The organism is Mesorhizobium sp. M0923 (assembly GCF_040319365.1).
Lineage (GTDB): Bacteria > Pseudomonadota > Alphaproteobacteria > Rhizobiales > Rhizobiaceae > Mesorhizobium.
The window spans coordinates 78,063-97,601 of the sequence record NZ_JAMYNW010000001.1 but is presented as its reverse complement, the minus strand read 5'-3'; the positions used below and the strand labels follow the sequence as shown (position 1 = coordinate 97,601).

22 protein-coding genes are annotated in these 19,539 nt (G+C 61.8%); 15 read left to right on the top strand and 7 right to left on the bottom strand.

The window, feature by feature from the left end; genetic code table 11:
* Positions 1-20: 20 nt before the first annotated feature.
* Together NKH89_RS00470 and NKH89_RS00465 are read right to left on the bottom strand one after the other, a co-directional pair.
* Positions 21-707: a hypothetical protein gene (locus NKH89_RS00470; RefSeq protein ID WP_352590155.1), complete on the bottom strand. Its 687-nt coding sequence runs from the start codon at positions 705-707 to the stop codon at positions 21-23.
* Positions 708-796: 89 nt separating this feature from the next.
* Positions 797-2,371 (bottom strand): trimethylamine methyltransferase family protein, encoded by a 1,575-nt coding sequence (locus tag NKH89_RS00465; protein ID WP_023719938.1) that lies wholly within the window; start codon positions 2,369-2,371, stop codon positions 797-799.
* 308 nt (positions 2,372-2,679) lie between these two features.
* Here NKH89_RS00465 and NKH89_RS00460 point away from each other — a divergent pair, with 308 nt between their 5' ends.
* Complete coding sequence (locus NKH89_RS00460) at positions 2,680-3,378, top strand: cobalamin B12-binding domain-containing protein (RefSeq protein WP_023676506.1); 699 nt, start codon at positions 2,680-2,682, stop codon at positions 3,376-3,378.
* Between the two features lie 81 nt (positions 3,379-3,459).
* Here the strand turns inward: NKH89_RS00460 and NKH89_RS00455 are convergent, their stop codons facing one another.
* Positions 3,460-3,600 carry an entericidin A/B family lipoprotein gene (locus NKH89_RS00455; RefSeq protein WP_023676507.1) on the bottom strand — a complete coding sequence of 47 codons (141 nt, stop codon included), beginning with the start codon at positions 3,598-3,600 and terminating at the stop codon, positions 3,460-3,462.
* A 64-nt stretch (positions 3,601-3,664) separates the two neighbouring features.
* Here NKH89_RS00455 and NKH89_RS00450 point away from each other — a divergent pair, with 64 nt between their 5' ends.
* Positions 3,665-4,294 (top strand): DUF1638 domain-containing protein, encoded by a 630-nt coding sequence (locus NKH89_RS00450; protein WP_023719937.1) that lies wholly within the window; start codon positions 3,665-3,667, stop codon positions 4,292-4,294.
* 4 nt (positions 4,295-4,298) lie between these two features.
* Here NKH89_RS00450 and NKH89_RS00445 read toward each other — a convergent pair whose 3' ends face one another.
* Entirely contained in the window at positions 4,299-5,213 is a 915-nt protein-coding gene (locus tag NKH89_RS00445; protein WP_023719936.1) for an NAD-dependent epimerase/dehydratase family protein, read from the bottom strand.
* A gap of 121 nt (positions 5,214-5,334) precedes the next feature.
* On the opposite strand from NKH89_RS00445, the gene NKH89_RS00440 reads away from it, so the two are divergent.
* From NKH89_RS00440 to NKH89_RS00395, 10 genes are all read left to right on the top strand, one after another.
* Positions 5,335-5,910 (top strand): DUF4893 domain-containing protein, encoded by a 576-nt coding sequence (locus NKH89_RS00440; RefSeq protein ID WP_023719935.1) that lies wholly within the window; start codon positions 5,335-5,337, stop codon positions 5,908-5,910.
* An 82-nt stretch (positions 5,911-5,992) separates the two neighbouring features.
* A complete protein-coding gene (locus NKH89_RS00435) occupies positions 5,993-6,775 on the top strand; it encodes a formyl transferase (RefSeq protein ID WP_023719934.1) in 783 nt (260 codons plus the stop codon).
* Positions 6,776-6,822: 47 nt separating this feature from the next.
* Positions 6,823-7,734 carry a fatty acid desaturase gene (locus NKH89_RS00430; RefSeq protein WP_245278621.1) on the top strand — a complete coding sequence of 304 codons (912 nt, stop codon included), beginning with the start codon at positions 6,823-6,825 and terminating at the stop codon, positions 7,732-7,734.
* Between the two features lie 236 nt (positions 7,735-7,970).
* On the top strand, positions 7,971-8,273 hold the full coding sequence (locus NKH89_RS00425) for a virulence factor (RefSeq protein WP_023719932.1): 303 nt from the start codon (positions 7,971-7,973) through the stop codon (positions 8,271-8,273).
* The gene (locus tag NKH89_RS00420; protein WP_023719931.1) at positions 8,266-8,889 is read left to right on the top strand and encodes a methylenetetrahydrofolate reductase C-terminal domain-containing protein; all 624 of its coding nucleotides are present in this window, start codon (positions 8,266-8,268) and stop codon (positions 8,887-8,889) included. Before NKH89_RS00425 ends, NKH89_RS00420 begins: the two co-directional genes overlap by 8 nt.
* Entirely contained in the window at positions 8,886-9,977 is a 1,092-nt protein-coding gene (locus NKH89_RS00415; RefSeq protein ID WP_023719930.1) for a methylenetetrahydrofolate reductase, read from the top strand. The genes NKH89_RS00420 and NKH89_RS00415 overlap by 4 nt, the downstream gene beginning before the upstream one ends.
* Before the next feature lie 80 nt (positions 9,978-10,057).
* Positions 10,058-11,032, top strand: coding sequence for a methyltetrahydrofolate cobalamin methyltransferase (locus NKH89_RS00410; RefSeq protein ID WP_023719929.1), 975 nt, complete (start codon positions 10,058-10,060; stop codon positions 11,030-11,032).
* A 113-nt stretch (positions 11,033-11,145) separates the two neighbouring features.
* Positions 11,146-13,215, top strand: coding sequence for an ASKHA domain-containing protein (locus tag NKH89_RS00405; RefSeq protein ID WP_023719928.1), 2,070 nt, complete (start codon positions 11,146-11,148; stop codon positions 13,213-13,215).
* 188 nt (positions 13,216-13,403) lie between these two features.
* Positions 13,404-13,586 carry a hypothetical protein gene (locus NKH89_RS00400; protein ID WP_023719927.1) on the top strand — a complete coding sequence of 61 codons (183 nt, stop codon included), beginning with the start codon at positions 13,404-13,406 and terminating at the stop codon, positions 13,584-13,586.
* Positions 13,587-13,855: 269 nt separating this feature from the next.
* Complete coding sequence (locus NKH89_RS00395) at positions 13,856-14,839, top strand: alpha/beta hydrolase (RefSeq protein WP_023719926.1); 984 nt, start codon at positions 13,856-13,858, stop codon at positions 14,837-14,839.
* A gap of 6 nt (positions 14,840-14,845) precedes the next feature.
* Here the strand turns inward: NKH89_RS00395 and NKH89_RS00390 are convergent, their stop codons facing one another.
* Positions 14,846-15,745, bottom strand: a complete 900-nt coding sequence (locus NKH89_RS00390; RefSeq protein ID WP_023676521.1) for a LysR substrate-binding domain-containing protein — start codon at positions 15,743-15,745, stop codon at positions 14,846-14,848.
* Positions 15,746-15,975: 230 nt separating this feature from the next.
* On the opposite strand from NKH89_RS00390, the gene NKH89_RS00385 reads away from it, so the two are divergent.
* From NKH89_RS00385 to NKH89_RS00375, 3 genes are all read left to right on the top strand, one after another.
* Entirely contained in the window at positions 15,976-16,161 is a 186-nt protein-coding gene (locus NKH89_RS00385; RefSeq protein WP_023719925.1) for a hypothetical protein, read from the top strand.
* Between the two features lie 322 nt (positions 16,162-16,483).
* Entirely contained in the window at positions 16,484-16,630 is a 147-nt protein-coding gene (locus tag NKH89_RS00380) for a hypothetical protein (RefSeq protein ID WP_198030510.1), read from the top strand.
* A gap of 348 nt (positions 16,631-16,978) precedes the next feature.
* Positions 16,979-17,917: a GlxA family transcriptional regulator gene (locus NKH89_RS00375; protein WP_302895626.1), complete on the top strand. Its 939-nt coding sequence runs from the start codon at positions 16,979-16,981 to the stop codon at positions 17,915-17,917.
* 32 nt (positions 17,918-17,949) lie between these two features.
* Here the strand turns inward: NKH89_RS00375 and NKH89_RS00370 are convergent, their stop codons facing one another.
* A complete protein-coding gene (locus NKH89_RS00370; protein WP_352791112.1) occupies positions 17,950-18,735 on the bottom strand; it encodes an ABC transporter ATP-binding protein in 786 nt (261 codons plus the stop codon).
* A complete protein-coding gene (locus NKH89_RS00365) occupies positions 18,732-19,508 on the bottom strand; it encodes an ABC transporter permease (protein WP_352484520.1) in 777 nt (258 codons plus the stop codon). Before NKH89_RS00365 ends, NKH89_RS00370 begins: the two co-directional genes overlap by 4 nt.
* Positions 19,509-19,539 lie beyond the last annotated feature (31 nt).

Sequence of the window (19,539 nt, the reverse complement as noted above, 5' to 3'; positions counted from 1 at the left end):
TGCAGCGGGGTCTTGTCTGGCTAGCGCGCGAATGCTGCCATGTGAAAGGCCTGAACCTCGGCCGGATAGCGATAATCGATGCCGTAAGGACAGGCGTTGCGATCAAGGCAGCCGCCGGTCCGGCAAGGTCCGCCGTTTTGCCCACGCACATGCGCCAGACAGGTTTCATGCACAAAACCATCCGCAGAATAAGCCGCGACCGGACAGGATTTCAGGCAAGGTTTTTCCAAACATGTGTCGCAAAGGTGAATCACGTCGCGACGTTCGTGGAGCGCAATCTCGTTCTCGAACAACAGCGCGCCGCGATAGGCATGCCAGAGCCCGTATTGCGGATGCATGAGGATGCCGAGCGGCGACGGCTTCAGCCCCTCCGCCTGCATCGCCCATTGCTGGAACGGCAGATAAGGCCTGTCGGACGGTGACACCGCGCGTGCCCCGAATTTTTCGGCCACAGCGCCGATCACTCCGCGCGACCATCTGTCGAGCGGATCGTCGATCGGCTGTGACTGTTTCTCCAACCAGCGCAGGAAGTGCGGCCAAGGTGCGGCGCCTGCCTGCCCCACCAGCAGGACGGATCTGGCGGCGGCGCCGGAGAGACCGGAAGGTGTCCCCTCACCGCCCGCAAAATTGAAGCCGCCGCGCAGGATGAGGCCGTGGGCGGAAAGCGCGGCCGCGATGGTTTCGACCATGCCGCGCTCGAGAATCATCCCTTCTTGTCCGGGTCGGAGAAGGCGCTCCGCCAGACTTCCTTGTGGATGATGTTGGCGACTTTAGCCCCGCCTGATTCGGGCTCCTTTCAGGTGAAGGCGTCGGCCATCGACGCCTTCTTCCTGGCGATGAAGTCCTTCAGCCCGTCGTCGATGCCCTGGTCGAGATAAGGCGCCTCGTAGCTCTCCAGCCAGCGGCGGGCGAGCTCGTTGGCGCGCTGCGGCGCGGTTTTTTCGCCTTCGGCCAGCCACTGCTCGTAGGAATTGTTATCGGCGATGTTGGAGCGGTAGAACGCGGTCTGGAAATTGGCCTGGGTGTGATCGCAGCCGAGGTAATGGCTGCCCGGACCCACCTGGCGGATGGCATCCATCGCCTGACCGTTTTCCGACAGGTCGACACCCTCGGAGAACTTCTGCGTCATGCCGAGTTGGTCGATATCCATCATGAACTTTTCGTAGCAGGAGGCGAGCCCGCCCTCGAGCCAGCCGGCCGAATGCAGCACGAAATTGGTGCCGGCGAGGATCGTCGAATTCAGCGTGTTGGCGCTCTCATAGGCCGCCTGCGCATCGGGGATTTTCGAAGCACAAAGCGAGCCGCCGGTGCGGAACGGCAGCCCGAGCCTGCGAGCAAGCTGGGCGGCGCCATAGGAGACCAGCGACGGCTCCGGCGTGCCGAAGGTCGGCGCGCCCGACTGCATTGAGATCGACGAGGCGAAGGTGCCGAACAGTACCGGCGCACCCGGCCGGATCAGCTGTGTGAACGACGCCCCGGCCAGAACCTCGGCCAAAACCTGGGTCAGTGTGCCGGCGACCGTCACCGGGCTCATCGCCCCGGCAAGGATGAACGGCGTGACGATGCACGCCTGGTTATGGCGCGAGTAAACTTTCAGCGCTCCCAGCATGGTCTCGTCGAAGACCATCGGCGAGTTGGCGTTGATCAGGCTGGTCAACACCGTGTTGTTCTCGACGAAATCGTCACCAAACACGATCTTGGCCATCGCCACCGTATCTTCGGCGCGCTCGGGCGCGGTCACCGAGCCCATGAACGGCTTGTCCGAATATTTGATATGGCTGTAGACCATGTCGAGATGGCGCTTGTTGACCGGCACGTCGACCGGCTCGCAAACCGTGCCGCCCGAATGGTGGATCGATGGCGCCATATAGGCAAGTTTTACGAAATTCCGGAAATCCTCGATCGTCGCGTAGCGCCTGACGCCGTCGAGATCGCGCACGAAGGGCGGTCCATAGACCGGCGCGAACACGGTCGCGTTGCCGCCGATCTGCACCGAGCGCTCGCCGTTGCGGGCGTGCTGGGTATAGACGGACGGAGCGGTCTTCAACAGCGAGCGGCAGAGGCCCTTGGGGAAATGCACCCGCTCGCCCTTGACGTCGGCGCCCGCCTCTTTCCAAAGCTGCAGTGCCTCGGCGTCGTCGCGGAAGATGATGCCGATCTCTTCCAGCACCGTGTCGGTGTTCTTTTCGATCAGCGCCAGGCCTTCCTCGTCCAGCACTTCATAGACGTTGATCTTGCGCTTGATATAGGTGAGCTGTGTACCGGGGCCGCCGCCCGAACGTGCAGCCCGGCGCGCTGCGGCGCCACCGCTGGCAGCGCGCCCGCGCCGTGCGTTTGACGCTTCCTGATCGACCGGCGCGTTCTCACTCATAATCGTTCTTCCCTGGCTTTCGTTCTGGCCTGATTTGCTTTGGCCGGGCTCTTGTTCCGGCCTGAAATCCATTTGCAGCCGCATATTGCGGTCTCTGGCCGGATCGTAGCCATGCACCTTATTCGAAACGGCCCGCCAGCGCCAACGCCTGTCGCAAAATCGACAAGAATTCCAAGAGATTTACGGTCGCTTTCGTTTTGCGGGAAGTCGCAAATCAGCTATGGACAACCGGCCCGCGCGGGTTAGGTAATGGCGCGATATTTTTAAGCTGCCGCGATAGTTGTAGCCGGCAAGGAGCCTGAGAAAAAATGGCCGACGACGAGATCATCCTTTCGGAACTCTCCGACGACGAGTTGGTGCAGCAGATGCACGACGACCTTTATGATGGGTTGAAGGAAGAAATCGAGGAAGGCACCAACATCCTTCTCGAGCGCGGCTGGGCGCCTTACAAGGTGCTGACCGAGGCTCTGGTCGAAGGCATGCGCATCGTCGGCGAGGATTTTCGCGACGGCATTCTGTTCGTTCCGGAAGTGCTGCTGTCGGCCAACGCGATGAAGGCCGGCATGTTCATCCTGCGTCCGTTGCTTGTCGCCACCGGCGCGCCGAAGCAGGGCAAGATGGTGATCGGCACCGTTAAGGGCGACATCCACGACATCGGCAAGAACCTCGTCGGCATGATGATGGAAGGCGCCGGCTTCGATGTCATCGACCTCGGCATCAACAATGCGGTCGAAAAATATCTCGATGCCATCGAAAAGCATCAGCCCGACATCATCGGCATGTCGGCCCTGCTGACGACGACCATGCCTTACATGAAGGTCGTCATCGATACGATGAAGGAAAAAGGCATTCGCGATGATTATGTCGTGCTGGTCGGCGGCGCGCCGCTCAACGAGGAATTCGGCAAAGCCGTCGGCGCCGACGCCTATTGCCGCGACGCCGCGGTGGCGGTCGAGACCGCCAAGGACTTCATGAAGCGCAAGCACAACGTCCGCGCTTCGGCCTGAGTCAATAAATTCGGCACCGACGAGAAAAGCCGCGCCTTGCAGTGCGGCTTTTTTATTCCCAAATGTTTGAAATCGTGCAGATCAGGGTTTCTTGACGGTATCGTCAACCGCCTTCGCAGTGGATTTGATATCCTTACCGACGCCGCGCACCGTGTTGGCGCAGGCCGAAACAGCCAGGGCGCAGGCGAGAATAGCGATTGGCGCAACGCGGAACAATTTCATGATTGGTGTCTCCCTCAGAATATAAATTCGCTGGACAGCAACGAAGATGGATTAGACTGGTTCCATGACTACCGCGCGAAAACAACAATCCGATCAAGGCGACAGGCTGCTCGTCATCGCCTGCGGGATGATTGCGCGCGAAGTTCTGGCGGTCAAGGAGCAGCTCGGGCTCGACCATCTCGACCTGACCTGCCTCCCGGCGGAGTTCCATTTCTATCCGGACCGCATTGCGCCGGCCATGGACAAGGCAATCGCCAAGGCCAGGGCTGACGGCTACAAACACATCTTCGTCGGCTATGCCGATTGCGGCACGGGTGGCCTGCTCGACCGGATCTGCGAGAAGCATGGCGTCGAGCGCATGGCCGGGCCGCATTGCTTTGCCTTCTACCAAGGCATGGATGCCTATGCGAAGGTTGCCGATGACGACATGATGTCGTTCTACATGACCGATTTCCTCTGCCGGCAATTCGATGCCTTCTTCATGAAGCCGCTCGGCCTCGACAAGCACCCGGAGCTGATCAAGGACTATTTCGGCAATTACGAGAAGCTGATCTACATCGCCCAGACCGACGACCCGGAACTCGACAAGGTCGCCGAAAAGGCGGCGAAAATGCTCGGCCTCGCCTATGAGCGCCGCTCGACCGGCTACGGCGACCTGACGAAGGAACTGGCTGGGGCCTCAGCCCTGGCCTGACACTTTAGGCACCGTTTTCTTCAGCTTCGAGCCCAGCGAGCACATCGGCAAAGCTCGTCTTGCAGACGAAATCCAGCCGGTCCCTCGCCCGGGACGCATCGTAGACCCGGTTGATCGACGAAAACATCGTCCAGCCTTTCTTCAAGTAGAGTGCCGGATAATCCGGAAAATAGCGCGCGACGATCGACGGTGCGTCGGCGATCAATGCCGCGCAATCGTCGGGCTGGAAAGGTGTCGGTGCCGAGATGATGAAGGTGTCGAAGCCCAATTGCGGCGCTTTCTCCAAGGCAGCGATGTGGGCGTCGGCAGCATCCTCCACCGTCAGCCGGCGAAACAACAGCTCATTGGCCTTGGTGTTGGCGTCCGACTGTTCGATCACATGCGCCATATCGTCTGCTTCGGGAAAGAAGCGGGCGGTGCGCAGTACGATCACCGGCAGGCCGAACTGGATATGGTAGAGCCGACAAAGATGTTCCGCCGCAAGCTTTGTCACGCCGTAGATGTTGCGCGGTTCAGGCGACATGTCTTCCGTTAGCCAAGCCGCCCTGCCGGGCAAGCCGGCGCGGATGGCCTGGGTAATCATCAGCGATGTCGTCGACGTGAAGATGAAGCGCTGAACGCCGAAAGTTGCCGCCGCATCGAGCAGGTTGAGCGTGCCGCGCACATTCGTCTCGACGAAATTCTCGTTGCGATGATGTTCGATGTCAGGCTTGTGCAGCGCGCCACTATGGATGATGGCCTCGATGCGGTTCTCCTCGACCGCCCTCATGACCAGGTCGCGATCGGCGACTGAGCCGACGATTCGCGTTTCCGAGGATGGGACGGGATCGAGGCCAGTGACGTCATGGCCGAGAGTCCGCAGGCGTGGCGCCAAGGCCCTGCCCAGCCAACCCGACGATCCCGTCAGCAAGATCCGCATTCTTTCCACCTCGTTTCTGCTGTCGATGCTCAAGCAAGGATGACAGAGCGCGGCGAAACATTAAGGTATGCGCCAGACAAGAAAACAGGCTGCTCCAGTCATCAAAAGGGAAACGCCACCAATGATCGCTCGCCTTATGTTTGCCGTAGCAGCTGTCCTCTGCTTGACGTTGCCCGCGTTCGCCGATGGCGAAGTGCAGAAGCTGATCACCGCTGCCGACAAGGCGCGCCTCGACAAATATGGCGAGACGCGCAAGGCAGCGCTTGACGAGGCGAAGGCCGGCGATCCCGCCGAGGTCAAGCAGCTCGACGCCTTGCTGGCAAAGCCGCTGGTTTCCTTCTCCGACAAGGACCTGACCGGCAATTGGCAATGCCGCACCATCAAGGCCGGCGGATTGAGCCCGCTCGTCATCTATGGCTGGTTCAAATGCAAGGTGAGCGACGACGGTTCCGGCTGGAGACTGGAAAAGATCACCGGTTCGCAGCGCACCAAGGGCCGCTTCTTCGACGATGGCGAGAAACGCGCGATCTATCTAGGTTCCTTCTACGTCAACGACGATCCGGCAAAGCCCTACGGCAGCGGCCCGGAAAGCGATCAGGTCGGCTATGCCTTCCGCCACAGCGCCAGCGAATGGCGCATCGAGTTCCCGGCGCCCCACTACGAATCGAAGCTCGACATCCTCGAATTCAAGCGCTGAGCCCGCCCCCGATCACCAAGGGTTAACCCGGTCAACCTAGCATTCGCGCACAAAGAACAGCTCTTTGCGGGGGTCGCGAAGCATGGCACGGTCGAAAACAAACCAACGGCCGATCGTCGTCGTCACCGAAGGCGGCCCGCATATCTGGGCGATCGTCAACGCCATCGCCGACCACCTCGCGCCTGTCAGCGTCATCCTCGAAACCCCTGAATCCAAAAGGCAATTGCTTCTCGGGCGGGCGCGGCGGCAAGGCTGGACCTCGGCCATCGGTCAACTCGGCACGATGATGCTGACCCGGCTCGGCAAGCGCTTCTTCGCCGGCCACGCAGCACGGCTCGCCGCCGAGCAAAAGCTGCAAACCGAACCGAAGCCTGGGCAAAAGATCGTCCAGGTCTCGTCGGCCAACGCGCCGGAGTGCCTGCAGGCGATCGAGAAAATCCAGCCGGGTGTCGTGCTGCTCGCCGGCTGCCGCTTGCTGTCGCGGCAGACGCTGGCGAAAATCCCTTGCCCGGTCCTCAACTACCATGCCGGCATCGCCCCGAAATATCGTGGCATGAACGGCGGCTATTGGGCGCTGGCTTCAGGCGATGCGGAAAACTTCGGCACCACCGTGCATCTGGTCGACGCCGGCGTCGACACTGGCGGGGTGTTGCGGCAGGCACGCGGCAAACCCCAACCTAGCGACACTATTTCAAGCTACGCGTTGCGGCAGGCGGCATTCTCGCGCGACATCTGCGTCGAGGCGGTCAGGGATGCGCTGGCCGGCAAGCTCGGCACGGTCGATCCCGGTCTGCCTTCGAGACAATGGTATCATCCGACGGTCTGGTTCTATCTCTGGACCGGGATAAGAAACGGCGTCTGGTGACACGCGCGCCGATTTACCCGACAGCCACCCGCCGCTAACATTGCATCATGAGCGACATCGACCACCGCACCATCATTGCCGGTCTTTCGGTTGAGGAACGTCGCGACCTCACCGCCCGGGTCGACGGGCCAGGCATTGTCCGGCTGGCCGTCCATGGCGGGCTGGTTGTCGTGCTGGGCGCACTGATCGCCGCCCGCATCCCGTTCTGGCCGCTTCTCGTCTTGCCGCAGGGGATCCTGATCGTCTTCTTCTTCACGCTGTTGCACGAGACCATCCATGAAACGGCGTTCAGAACGGCGTGGCTCAATCGCGCTGTTGCCGCCGTGGCCGGCTTCTTGATCCTGCTGCCGCCCGCATGGTTCCGCTATTTCCATTTCGCCCATCACCGCCACACCCACGACCCGGACAACGACCCCGAACTGATGGCGCCGAAGCCGGAGACCATCAGCCAATATCTGCGCTATCTGTCCGGCGGCCCCTATTGGATAGGCATGGCTCGTGTGATCGCAACCAATGCGGCGGGCCGCAACCGCGACGGCTTTGTGCCGGAAAAGGGCCGCGGCAAGGTGGTTATTGAAGCGCGGCTGTTCCTGATCGGCTATGCGGTGTTGCTGGCCGCATCGCTCGCCGCACAGTCGGCGCTGCTGTTGTGGGTCTGGATCGTGCCGGTGCTGGTCGCACAGCCGTTTTTGCGGGCCTACCTGCTGGCCGAGCACGCATTGTGCCCGCATGTCGCCAACATGCTCGAGAACACCCGCACCACCTTCACCACAAGGCTGGTGCGCTTCGTGGCTTGGAACATGCCGTACCATTCCGAGCACCATTCCTATCCGGCCGTTCCCTTCCATCGCCTGCCGCGCTTCCATGAGATCATCGCGGAGCATTTACGCACGACCGAACGAGGTTACGTGCGCTTCCACAGGAAACTGGTCGGCAGCTTCGATGGCCGCGCCGGCTGACCAGTGCTGGAAGAGACTCCGCTTTCAGCCGCAGCCGTCGATTGCGTCGCTTTTGAAGGCCCCCGCGTCGTCCCATAACAAGCAGCCCAACAGCGCTTCCGGCAATGCTCGAAACCACTGCATCGGCCCAAAGGATCGGAATCGATCTTCGGAGGGCACGATGCAGCGGAGTTAGGTGGTAGAGCATCGTTTGTGCGTTCGATTGGACGCGCGGCGCTCTCCAGGAGCAGGAATTCATGGCCGATCTGATCGTCGTCTACTGGCGCGACATCCCCGCCCAGGTCATCATCAAGAAGGGCCGGCAGAACGCCAAGCGCGAACTGCCGCTGCGCTTCACCGAGGCGATCGACATGTGCGCCATGCGCACCGGCGCCGGCGGCACCGACGACTATCTTGCCGAATGGCGCAAGGCAGAGCCCGTCCCAGTCAGTGACGATCTTGAAGTCGAGGCCGAGAAGGCTCTTCAGGAGCTCGATGCGAAATACGACCGTGAGCGGCTGGTCGCTCTGGTCAAGGCGGGCGGCAAAGAAAATGTCTGATCCCCAATCAATGCCGGCGACGACGGCTCAAGGCGGCGTGACCCAGGCGACAATCGTCAAGAAGGCGGCGCCGAAATCCGACTACAAGCCGGCTGACGTGTCGCCGCAGCGGCGCGTGCAGCGCTCGTTTGCGGTGCGGCTTTGGTCGGTGCGGCATTCGCGGCTGCTCGAGTGGTTCTACGCCAAATTCGCCGACATGTTCCTGACTCTCCACCCGCTATGGAAAGGCATCGGCTACAGCCGTGTCGAAGGGCCGGTGAAATTCGTCGAGAAGCGCGTCAAGGGCTTCATGTTCGACTGCCGCATGTGCGGTCAGTGCATTCTTTCCTCGACCGGCATGTCGTGCCCGATGAACTGCCCTAAGCAATTGCGCAACGGCCCTTGCGGCGGTGTGCGCGCCAACGGCAATTGCGAGGTCGAGCCTGATATGCCTTGCGTCTGGGTCAAGGCCTGGGAAGGCTCGCAGAACATGGTGCATGGCGACAAGATTTTGGACGTGCAGAAGCCGGTGGATCAGTCCTTGCGCGAAACCTCCGCCTGGCTGCGGGTGACCGCGCAGGCCGCGGCCGCCCGCAATGCGGCCCAGAATACTACGAACACCGGAGCGTCGGCATGATCGGCCGTCAGCCAGACGAGAATCCGGCCGGCATCCATTTGCCGCTCGATCCCCTGCCCGGTCACACCTCGCGCGGCCGGCTTGAGCGGGTCCTGCGGCGCGGCGAGTTCGCAGTGACGACCGAGCTCAATCCGCCCGACAGCGCCGATCCGGAAGACGTCTACAACCGCGCCAGGATTTTCGACGGCTGGGTCGACGCGATCAATGCCGTCGACGCTTCCGGGGCCAACTGCCACATGTCGTCGGTCGGTATTTGCGCGCTGCTGACCCGCATGGGTTATGCCCCGATCATGCAAATCGCCTGCCGCGACCGGAACCGCATCGCCATCCAGGGCGACGTGCTGGGGGGTGCCGCGATGGGTGTTGCCAACATGCTGTGCCTGACTGGCGACGGCGTGCAGGCCGGCGACCAGCCCGGCGCCAAGCCGGTGTTCGATCTCGACTGCATGTCGCTGCTCGAAACCTGCCGCATCATGCGCGATAACGGCAAATTCCTGTCCGGCCGCAAACTCACCACGCCGCCGCAGCTTTTCCTTGGCGCGGCCATCAACCCGTTCGCGCCGCCGATCGATTTCCGGCCGTATCGGCTGGGCAAGAAGATCGCCGCCGGCGCGCAGTTCGTGCAGAGCCAGTACTGCTTCGACGTACCGATGTTCCGCACCTACATGCAGAAGGTCCGCGACCTCGGCTATACCGAGAAATGCTTCATCCTGTGCGGAGTCGGGCCGCTGGCCTCGGCCAAGACGGCCAGATGGGTCCGCTCCAACGTGCCGGGCATTCACATTCCCGATCAGATCGTCAAGCGCCTGGAAGGCGCTCAGGATCAGAAGAAGGAAGGCAAGCAGCTCTGCATCGACATCATCAATGAGGTGAAGGAAATTCCAGGTGTGTCCGGCGTCCATGTGATGGCCTATCGCCAGGAAGAGTATGTCGCCGAGATCGTCGACGAGTCCGGCGTGCTGAAGGGCCGCCGGCCGTGGAAGCGCGAAATCCGCCGCGACGACCAGCTCGTTGCCGACCGGCTCGACCACATACTGCATGACGACCTCACCGAAACCCAGGTCGACATGGTCAAGACCGCGCATTGACAGCGCGAATCGTCAGCATTCGCTTGATCAGAAACAGATAACGATATAAAGAACTCTTTATATCACGATGGAGAGATTTCATGACCCGGACCATCGTCGCCTCGGCGACACGAGAAATCATCATCGGCTTCGATCAGCCCTTCTGCGTGATCGGCGAGCGCATCAACCCGACCGGCCGCAAAAAGCTGGCCGCCGAAATGATCGCGGGCAATTTTGAGACCGTCATCAGGGATGCGCTGGAACAGGCCGCCTGCGGCGCAACCATGCTCGACGTCAATGCCGGCGTCACCTCGGTCAACCCGAACGAGACCGAACCCGGCCTGCTGGTGCAGACCCTGGAGATCGTGCAGGGCCTGGTCGACCTGCCGCTGTCGATCGACTCCTCGGTGACCGCGGCGATCGAAGCGGCGCTGAAAGTCGCCAAGGGCCGACCGCTGGTCAACTCCGTCACTGGCGAGGAGGAAAAGCTCGAGGCCATCCTGCCTCTGGTCAAGAAATACAACGTTCCGGTCGTCGCCATTTCCAACGACGAGACCGGTATTTCGATGGACCCCGACGTGCGCTTTGCCGTCGCCAAGAAGATCGTTCAGCGCTGCGCAGACTTCGGTATTCCGGCGCATGACGTGGTCGTCGACCCGCTGGTCATGCCGATCGGCGCGTTGGGCGATGCCGGCCGCCAGGTGTTTGCACTGCTACGCCGCCTGCGCGAGGAGCTCAAGGTCAACACCACCTGCGGCCTCTCTAACATCTCGTTCGGCCTGCCGCACCGTCATGGCATCAACGCCGCCTTCATTCCGATGGTGATCGGCGCCGGCATGACCTCGGCGATCATGAACCCGGTGCGGCCGCAGGAAATGGAAGCGGTGCGTGGCGCCAATGTGCTGAACGGCACCGATGAGAACTGCACCAACTGGATCAGGACCTACAAGGATTACAAGCCTGCCGAAGGCGGCCAGGCCGTTGCCGCCCGGACGCAGGTCAACGCGCCGGGCGATGGCAATGGCAATGGCGGACGCAGGCGCGGCGGCCGCGAAGCGCGGATGGCCCGGGGTTGAGCCATGGCTTGGCCGACACGATATGGGGCTTAGGACTGGGGAGGAACCGAAACACTGCGGCATCGCTGCCGCGGCCAAGACCTGAGCAGCGTAGAAAGTAAAGTCTGGAACGTATGAACTCTCCCGTCAACATCACCGATCCGCTCGTGCTGTTCATGCCGTCTGGCAAGCGGGGGCGGTTTCCGGTCGGCACGCCGGTGCTGGATGCCGCGCGCCAGCTCGGTGTCTATGTCGAGAGCGTGTGCGGCGGGCGTGCCACTTGTGGGCGTTGCCAGATTGAGGTGCAGGAAGGCAATTTCGCCAAGCACAAGATCGTTTCCTCCAACGACCACATCTCGCCCAAGGGCGCAAAGGAAGAGCGCTACGAGCGCGTTCGTGGGCTGCCCGAACGCCGCCGCCTGTCCTGCTCGGCGCAGATTCTCGGCGATCTCGTCGTCGACGTGCCGCAGGACACCGTCATCAACGCGCAAACCATCCGCAAAGACGCCGACACCAGGGTCATCGCCCGCGATGCGGCAATCCGCATGTGCTATGTCGAGATCGAAGAACCCGACATGCACAAGCCGCTCGGCGACCTCGACCGCCTGAAAATCGCGCTGATGAAGGACTGGGGCCTCAAGAGCCTCGATTTCGATTTCCATCTGTTGCCGCAGGTGCAAGGCATTTTGCGCAAAGGCAACTGGGCAGCGACCGCCGCCATCCACAAGGACACCGACAGCGAGACCGCACGGGTCATCGCCTTGTGGCCAGGCCTCAAGAACGAGGCGTACGGGCTTGCCTGCGATATCGGCTCGACCACGATCGCCATGCATCTGGTGTCGTTGCTATCGGGCCGCGTCGCCGCCTCGTCGGGTACATCCAATCCGCAGATCCGCTTCGGCGAGGATCTGATGAGCCGCGTCTCTTACGTGATGATGAACCCGGACGGCCGCGAAGGCATGACAGTCGCCGTGCGCGAGGCCATTTCGGGCCTCGTCGACAAGGTCTGCGCCGAAGGCAGCGTCCAGCGCAACGACATACTGGATTCCATTTTCGTCGGTAATCCGATCATGCACCATCTGTTCCTCGGCATCGATCCGACCGAGCTCGGCGGCGCTCCCTTCGCGCTAGCGATCTCCGGCGCCGTCCACATCAAGGCATCGGATATCGGCCTGAAGCTCAACCAGGGCGCCAGGCTTTATATGCTGCCTTGCATTGCCGGCCATGTCGGCGCCGATGCGGCGGCGGTGACGCTGTCGGAGGGGCCGCACCGCCAGGACGAAATGATGCTGATCGTCGATGTCGGCACTAATGCCGAGATCGTGCTCGGCAATCGCCAGCGGGTCGTGGCGGCATCCTCGCCGACCGGCCCGGCCTTTGAGGGCGCGGAAATCTCCGGCGGCCAGCGCGCCGCACCGGGTGCCATCGAGCGCGTCCGTATCGATCCCGAAACGCTGGAGCCCAAATATCGCGTCATCGGCTCGGAACTCTGGTCCGACGAGCCGGGCTTCCTCGACAGCGTGCAGGCGACCGGCGTCACCGGCATCTGCGGCTCCGGCATCATCGAGGTAGTCGCCGAGATGTATCTCGCCGGCGTCATCTCCGAGGACGGTGTCGTCGACGGATCGCTGAGCGCCCGCTCGCCGCGCGTCGTCGCCAACGGCCGCACCTTCTCCTATGTGCTGAAGGAAGGCGGGCCCAAGATCACCATCACCCAGACCGACGTGCGCGCTATCCAGCTTGCCAAGGCCGCCCTTTATGCCGGCACCAAGCTTTTGATGGAAAAGCAGCACACTGATCATGTCGACCGCATCCACTTCGCCGGTGCATTCGGCTCGTTCATCGACCCGAAATACGCAATGGTGCTGGGCCTGATCCCGGATTGCGACCTCGACAAGGTCTCGGCCGTTGGCAATGCGGCCGGCGCCGGTGCCCGCATGGCGCTGTTGAACCGCGGCTATCGCCGCGAGATCGAGGAAACCGTCAGCAGGATCGAGAAGATTGAGACGGCCCTGGAGCCGAAATTCCAGGAGCATTTCGTCTACGCCATGGCGCTGCCGAACAAGATCGACCCGTTCCCCAAGCTTTCGGCGGCGGTCAAACTGCCGCCGCGCAAGACGGTGAGCGAAGACGGCATTGCCGGCGACGCCGCCCCGCGGCGGCGTTCGCGCGAAGGCCACGCCGCGCGGCGCGGGCGGGGATGACTCGCCCCCGCTAGGCCTGTCATACCTTCCATTTTCATTTGTATGCAAATGTTTCCAGATCGCGCCGATCTGGAAACGAAATCGCGTTTTCGTGAAATCCGCCAGATACATAGGCGGTGCATTTAACCGGCATCGAACGGCAGGCAGAACCAGTTTCCGGCCACCGCAACGCTCCAAAGGAGATCAAGATGTCGATGTTCGAAAGCCTCGGCCGCTATGGTGCGGCCTTCAAGAAAGCACGCGAAGCGCGCAAGTCACTGCGCATCCTGAACAGCCTGCCGCCTGAGATCCAGAAGGACATTGGCTGGCCGGTGTCGCCGCGATCGAGCAAAAAGCAGCTTTCGGTCGGCTGGGGCATGCAGCGCGGATGAAATTCACCGACAAATGCAAGCTGCTCGGTATTCGCCGGGGCCGCAATGCGGCTCCGGCTGCACCCAGCAATTGGCTGCGCGCCGCATTACTGCCCCGGCGTTGAGCTGCGCCGCTGGGCCAGGGACTCCATAGGCCGGACACTTTGTCGCCGGCCGGGATCAAACCACCGTGTTGAGATCGCATAAATCTTGACTTTTTTGGTGGCGACACAATCTTCGAAATAGTCGGGGGTTCTCTTAGTCGGCTCAGCCGAAGTCCGTGTATCTGTATGCCCAGCCTCAAAAGCCACGTCGTGTCGTTCGTCCTCAGGTACAGCCGCAAGAAGGCGTTTTCCAGCCCGGAGAACCTGCAGCGCTGGATCGCCTATGCGCGCAAGACTGAAAACCATCAGCCGCCTGCGTCGCTGCAGTCGCGCCTGGAGATCACAACCCGCACGATCAGCGGCTTCCCCGTCTACGAGATCGCGCCCAAGGCTGGCGAGCGGAGGCGGATTCTCTACCTGCACGGCGGCGCTTACGTCTTTGAAATCACACCCTATCATTGGCGGCTGATCGCGGACATGGCCGACCGTCTCGGGTTCGGCATCACTGTGCCGATCTATCCCATTGCTCCCGAACACGATTTCCACGCCATGTTCGGCATGGTCGGCGCCGTCTACCGCCAGATGTTCGGCGAAACCGGGGCGAATGACATCATCTTCATGGGCGATTCCGCCGGCGGAAACATGGCCGTCGTGCTGACCATGATGGCTGCGCAAGACGGCCTGCCCTTGCCATCACGCCACGTGCTGATTTCGCCCGGCCTCGACGTGTCGCTCGCCAACCCAGAAATGTATGAGGCTGAACGCAACGATCCGTGGCTGGGCATTGCTGGCGGCCGCGAGGCGATCCGGCTTTACAGCGCCGGTATAGATCCCACCGACTGGCGCATCAGCCCGGTTTACGGCGACCTGTCGGTGCTGCCCAAAACGTTGCTGCTGACCGGTTCACGCGATCTGCTCACCCCCGACAATCTGATCTTCGCTGAAAAGGCACGCGCGGCCGGCGTCGAAATTGAGGTCGTCCACGAGCAAGGCATGTTCCATGTCTGGCCGTTGATCGACATGCCGGAGGCGCGACGCGCGCGGGACAGTATAGTGGCCTTCTTGACCAACGAAACTGACAGTTATCATGCCACGGCAGGCGTGTTGTCGCTGCAGAGGACAGACCGCGACGGAACCCCTCGCGATCTGGTTGCGCCGCTCAGGTCGTAGTTTGGGTCAGAACTTCCCAGTTTCCCTGAACATCTCAAACGTCGCGCGGATATGGTCGGCGACTGCCTTCACCGGCGCGCTGGCGTCTGGCGTCACCACCATGGCGAGATTGTAGGTGCCGATGTCAGGCATACCGTCCTTCGGGCACAACTCGACCATGTCACTGCCGAGGAACGATTTCGGCAGCGGCGCGACTGCAAGATCCGCCATGATCGCGGCGCGCTGGCCGGCCGTGTGTGCGCTCATATAGGCGATGCGGTAGTTGCGGCCCTCGCGGCCAAGCGCCTCCAATGCCCCTGCCCGCCAGGCACAGCCCTCTTCCCACAATGAGACCGGCAGCGGCTCGCGCAGATGCGCGCAACCGCCCTTGGCACCGGCCCAGACGATCGGCTCTGTGAGCAGCACTTCGGCGCCGATCGCGCTGGTCTTGTAGGAGTTGGTGAGCAGCGTGATGTCGAGCGCCCGGTCGTCCATGCGCCGGCGCAAATTGACGCTCTGGTCGATGGTGACGTCGACTGCGATCGATGGATGCGATTGTGCGAACCGCTTCAGCACATGCGGCAGCACACGTTCGCCGTAATCGTCCGGCGAGCCGAGCCGCACCACCCCGACAATGTCTGGAATGATGAACTTCGACACCACCTCGCGATTGATCGACAGCAGCCGGCGCGCATAGCCGAGCAGCATCTCGCCATCGGTGGTCAGCGTCACCGAACGGGCGTCGCGCGCGAACACCGAGCGGCCGAGAATGTCCTCCAGCTTCTTGATCTGCATGGAGACGGCCGACGGCGTGCGGAAGACCGCATTGGCCGCAGTGGTGAAACTGCCGGTCTCGGCGATTGCGACGAAAGTGCGCAGAACATCGAGATCGAGCAGCGGCAGTGGATGATTGAGTGGGGCGTTCATGGGGAGCGACCTTCAATTTTTCTGATGCAAACCATCATTCCATTTCGTTTGATTGAACATCAGTTTGGGAGGATAGTCAACTCCATCGAAGGCAAGACACGTAGAAGTGGTCCCGAAACAACCATGACACGGACCTGCAATCGACACGAAATGAAGCTGAAACAAACCCGGTGTACCGCCTGACGCTGCAAGCGCCGGGACAATCCCGGCCCAACGCGAAGGAGAATGAGATGTCTATCCTGTCATCCATCGGTCGGATCGCGACCGAGTTCAGCGAGGCCCGTGCCCGCTACCAGACGGAACGCGCCATCCGCGCGCTGCCGATTGAACTGCAGAAGGATATCGGCTGGCCCGAAGCTGCCGATGCCAAGACTGGCACTCGCCATGGTGTGGGATCTTGGGCCGGAGCAAAGTAACCGTGTGTATCAACAGCTGAAGGCCTGCCGCGCAGATCAGCCCGGCAGGCCTTTTTGTTTGTATTCAAATGATTTCCCCGAGCCATGTCGCCGCCGCATGACGCATATGAGCAAGTCGCATAGCAGCCCGCGCCGGCAATCAACACGTTGTAAATAATCGTAAATCCTGGGCAGAATGCCCAAATTTGTCGCATTCCGTGTCGCTTTTCATATCAAGTGCTTCGCTTTTGCGATTTAGTTTCCCCTCACCTAAGCCTATATCATCATCAACAAACGAGCTGCCCCACTCCATCAAGCGAAGGCGACCCGTCTGAGCAACCGAATGGAGATGATCATGAAGCTTTTTGCCCGCCTCTTTGCCCGCCGCGAAATGAACCTGACGACCGCGCTCGAGCGCCAGCGCCTGGCTAACACCATGCCTGGCCAGACCGGTGCCATGGCCGCCGCGCGCCTCGGCTTTGTCGCCTGAAACAGCAAATCTTGGCAGAAGCAGCCTAGCGCTGCTTCGAAGTCGATCCAGCGCCGCTTCGGCTTTGCCGAGGCGGCGTTTTCGTGTGCGCAGACTGTTCGGTTCGTTTGGACAATCCGGCGGCACGTTGTGCCCTTCGCCGCATAGCGATTGCCCATTTGCGACCCATGTCGCAAATAAAGTCTTTCCGTTGCCATCTAGCCAATTGACAGGAAACGTTTTTCCTGATGTCGCTATGCTGATCGCGACATCCTGTTCGCGCCATTGCAGCGTGAGGATCTACCCGTGAACGTCGTAAAGCACCCGATCCGGCGATCGTTTGTATTCTTCCTGATCCCCGATTTCACCATGATCGCCTTCGCGACGGCGCTTGATCCGTTGCGTTCGGCCAACCGCATGCTCGGCTATGAAGCCTATCGCTGGCGGCTCGCCAGCATCGACGGCAAGCCGGTGCGCGCCTCGAATGGCGTCGAATGCGCCGTCAACACCTCGCTGGAGGAAGAGCGCAAGAAAATGTCCGGACCGGACCGGCCGAACATGGCCATCGTCTGCAGCGGCATCAATGTCGAGCGCTACCAGAACAAATCGGCCTTTGCCTGGCTGCGCGAGGAGTACAATCGCGGCGTTGCCGTCGGTGGCCTGTGCACCGGCGCACATATCCTGGCCGCCGCCGGCCTGCTGTCCAACAAGCGCTGCGCCATCCATTGGGAGAACCTGCCGGGCTTTTCCGAGGCGTTCCCCAAGGCCAATGTCTTCGCCGACCTCTTCGAGATCGACCAGAACATCTACACCTGCGCCGGCGGCACCGCCGCGCTCGACATGATGCTGAAGCTGATCGGCGACGATTTCGACGAGAGCCTCGTCAACCGCGTCTGCGAGCAGGTGCTGACCGATCGCGTGCGCAGCCCGACCGACCGCCAGCGCCTGCCGCTACGCGCCCGTCTCGGCGTGCAGAATTCCAAGGTTCTGACCATTATCGAGCTGATGGAGGCCAATCTCTCCGAGCCGCTCTCGCTGATCGAGATCGCTGACCATGTCGACCTGTCGCGTCGGCAGATCGAGCGCCTGTTCCGCACCGAGATGGGGCGCTCCCCTGCCCGTTACTATCTGGAAATCCGCCTCGACCGCGCCCGGCACCTGCTGATCCAGTCGTCGTTGCCGGTGGTCGAAGTGGCAGTCGCCTGCGGCTTTGTTTCCGCCTCGCATTTCTCCAAATGCTATCGCGAACTCTATGCCCGCTCGCCGCAACAAGAACGCGTCGACCGCAAGCAGCTTCTGGCGGCTTGATCCGAGCCATCAGCTGAAGAAAGTCCACTGAGTTAATGCGCTTCGGCCGTGCGCATTGCCTCGACGCGGATGTCTTCCGTCAGCCGCGCCTTCAGTGCCGAAAACTCCGGGCTGGTCTTCAGCGTATAGTGGCGCGGATGCGGCAGGTCGACGGCAACGTCCGACTTGATGCGGCCGGGCCGCGCCGTCATCACCACCACGCGCGACGCCATGAAGATCGCCTCCTCGATGTCGTGGGTGACGAACAGCACCGTCTTTTGCCGGCGCTCCCAGATGCCGAGAAGCAGTTCCTGCATCAGCCCGCGGGTCTGGTTGTCGAGTGCGCCGAACGGCTCGTCGAGCAGCAGGATCTCCGGATCGTTGGCCAGTGCCCGGGCAATCGCCGTGCGTTGCTGCATGCCGCCGGAAAGCTGCTTCGGCCAATGGTTCTCAAAACCTTTCAGACCGACCAGATCGACATAGGACGCGACGATGTCGCTGCGCTCGCGCTCGGCCATTCCACGTTCGCGCAGGCCGAAGGCGATGTTCTCGGCGACCGTCAGCCACGGGAACAGCGTATAGGACTGGAAAACCATGCCACGGTCTGGACCCGGCCGGTCCACCGCCTTGCCGTCGAGCAACACGCGGCCCTCACTCGGCGCTTCGAGGCCGGCGACGATCCTGAGCAGCGTCGATTTTCCACAGCCGGACGGCCCGAGGATGGTGATGAAGTCGTTGGCGGCGACCGCCAGATCGATCGGCATCAGCGCCTGGACCGGTTGCCCGCCGCCGACACCGGCAAACGTGCGCGAGACGCCTTCAATAAGAAGCTTGCTCACGCCAGGCTCCATGGAAACAGCCAACGGTTGAGCGCCTTGAAGGCGAAATCGGACAACAGCCCAATCAGGCCGATGACGATGATGCCGAAGATGATCTGCCCCGTCGCCAGCCGCGATTGGCTGTTGATGATCATGTAACCGATGCCCGACGACGAGCCGATCAGCTCGGCGACGATGACATAGGTCCAGGCCCAGCCGAGCACCAGGCGCAGGGTCTCGGCAATCTCCGGCGCATTGGCCGGCATGATCACGCGCCGCACGATGCCGTTGTCGGACGAGCCCAGCGTGTAGGCCGCCTCGACCAGGTCGCGCCGTGTGCCGCCGACCTTGACCGCGATGATCAGAATGATCTGGAACACCGAGCCGACGAAGATCACCAGCAGTTTTTCGAGTTCGCCGACGCCCGCCCACAGGATGAGCAGCGGGATGAAGGCCGATGCCGGCAGATAGCGGGCGAAGGAGACGAACGGCTCCAGGAACGCCTCCACGGGCTTCCAGGCGCCCATCACGATGCCGAGCGGGACGGCAACGATGGCTGCCATCAGAAACCCGCCGAAGACGCGCCAGATGGTGATGAGGATGTCGAGCCAGAAGCGGTCCTCGACCAGCAGCCGCCAGCCGTCTCTCAGCATCGAAAGCGGATCGGCAAGGAAGATGCGATTGACGTGGCCGCCAAGCGTGATCCACGCCCAGAACGCCACGAACAGCACGAAGAACGAGATGCCGAGCACGGTTCGAATGCCGGGCGAGACCGGATGCAAGGGGCGCGGCATCGTCAACCGTCCTTTGATCTGAATGAAAAAG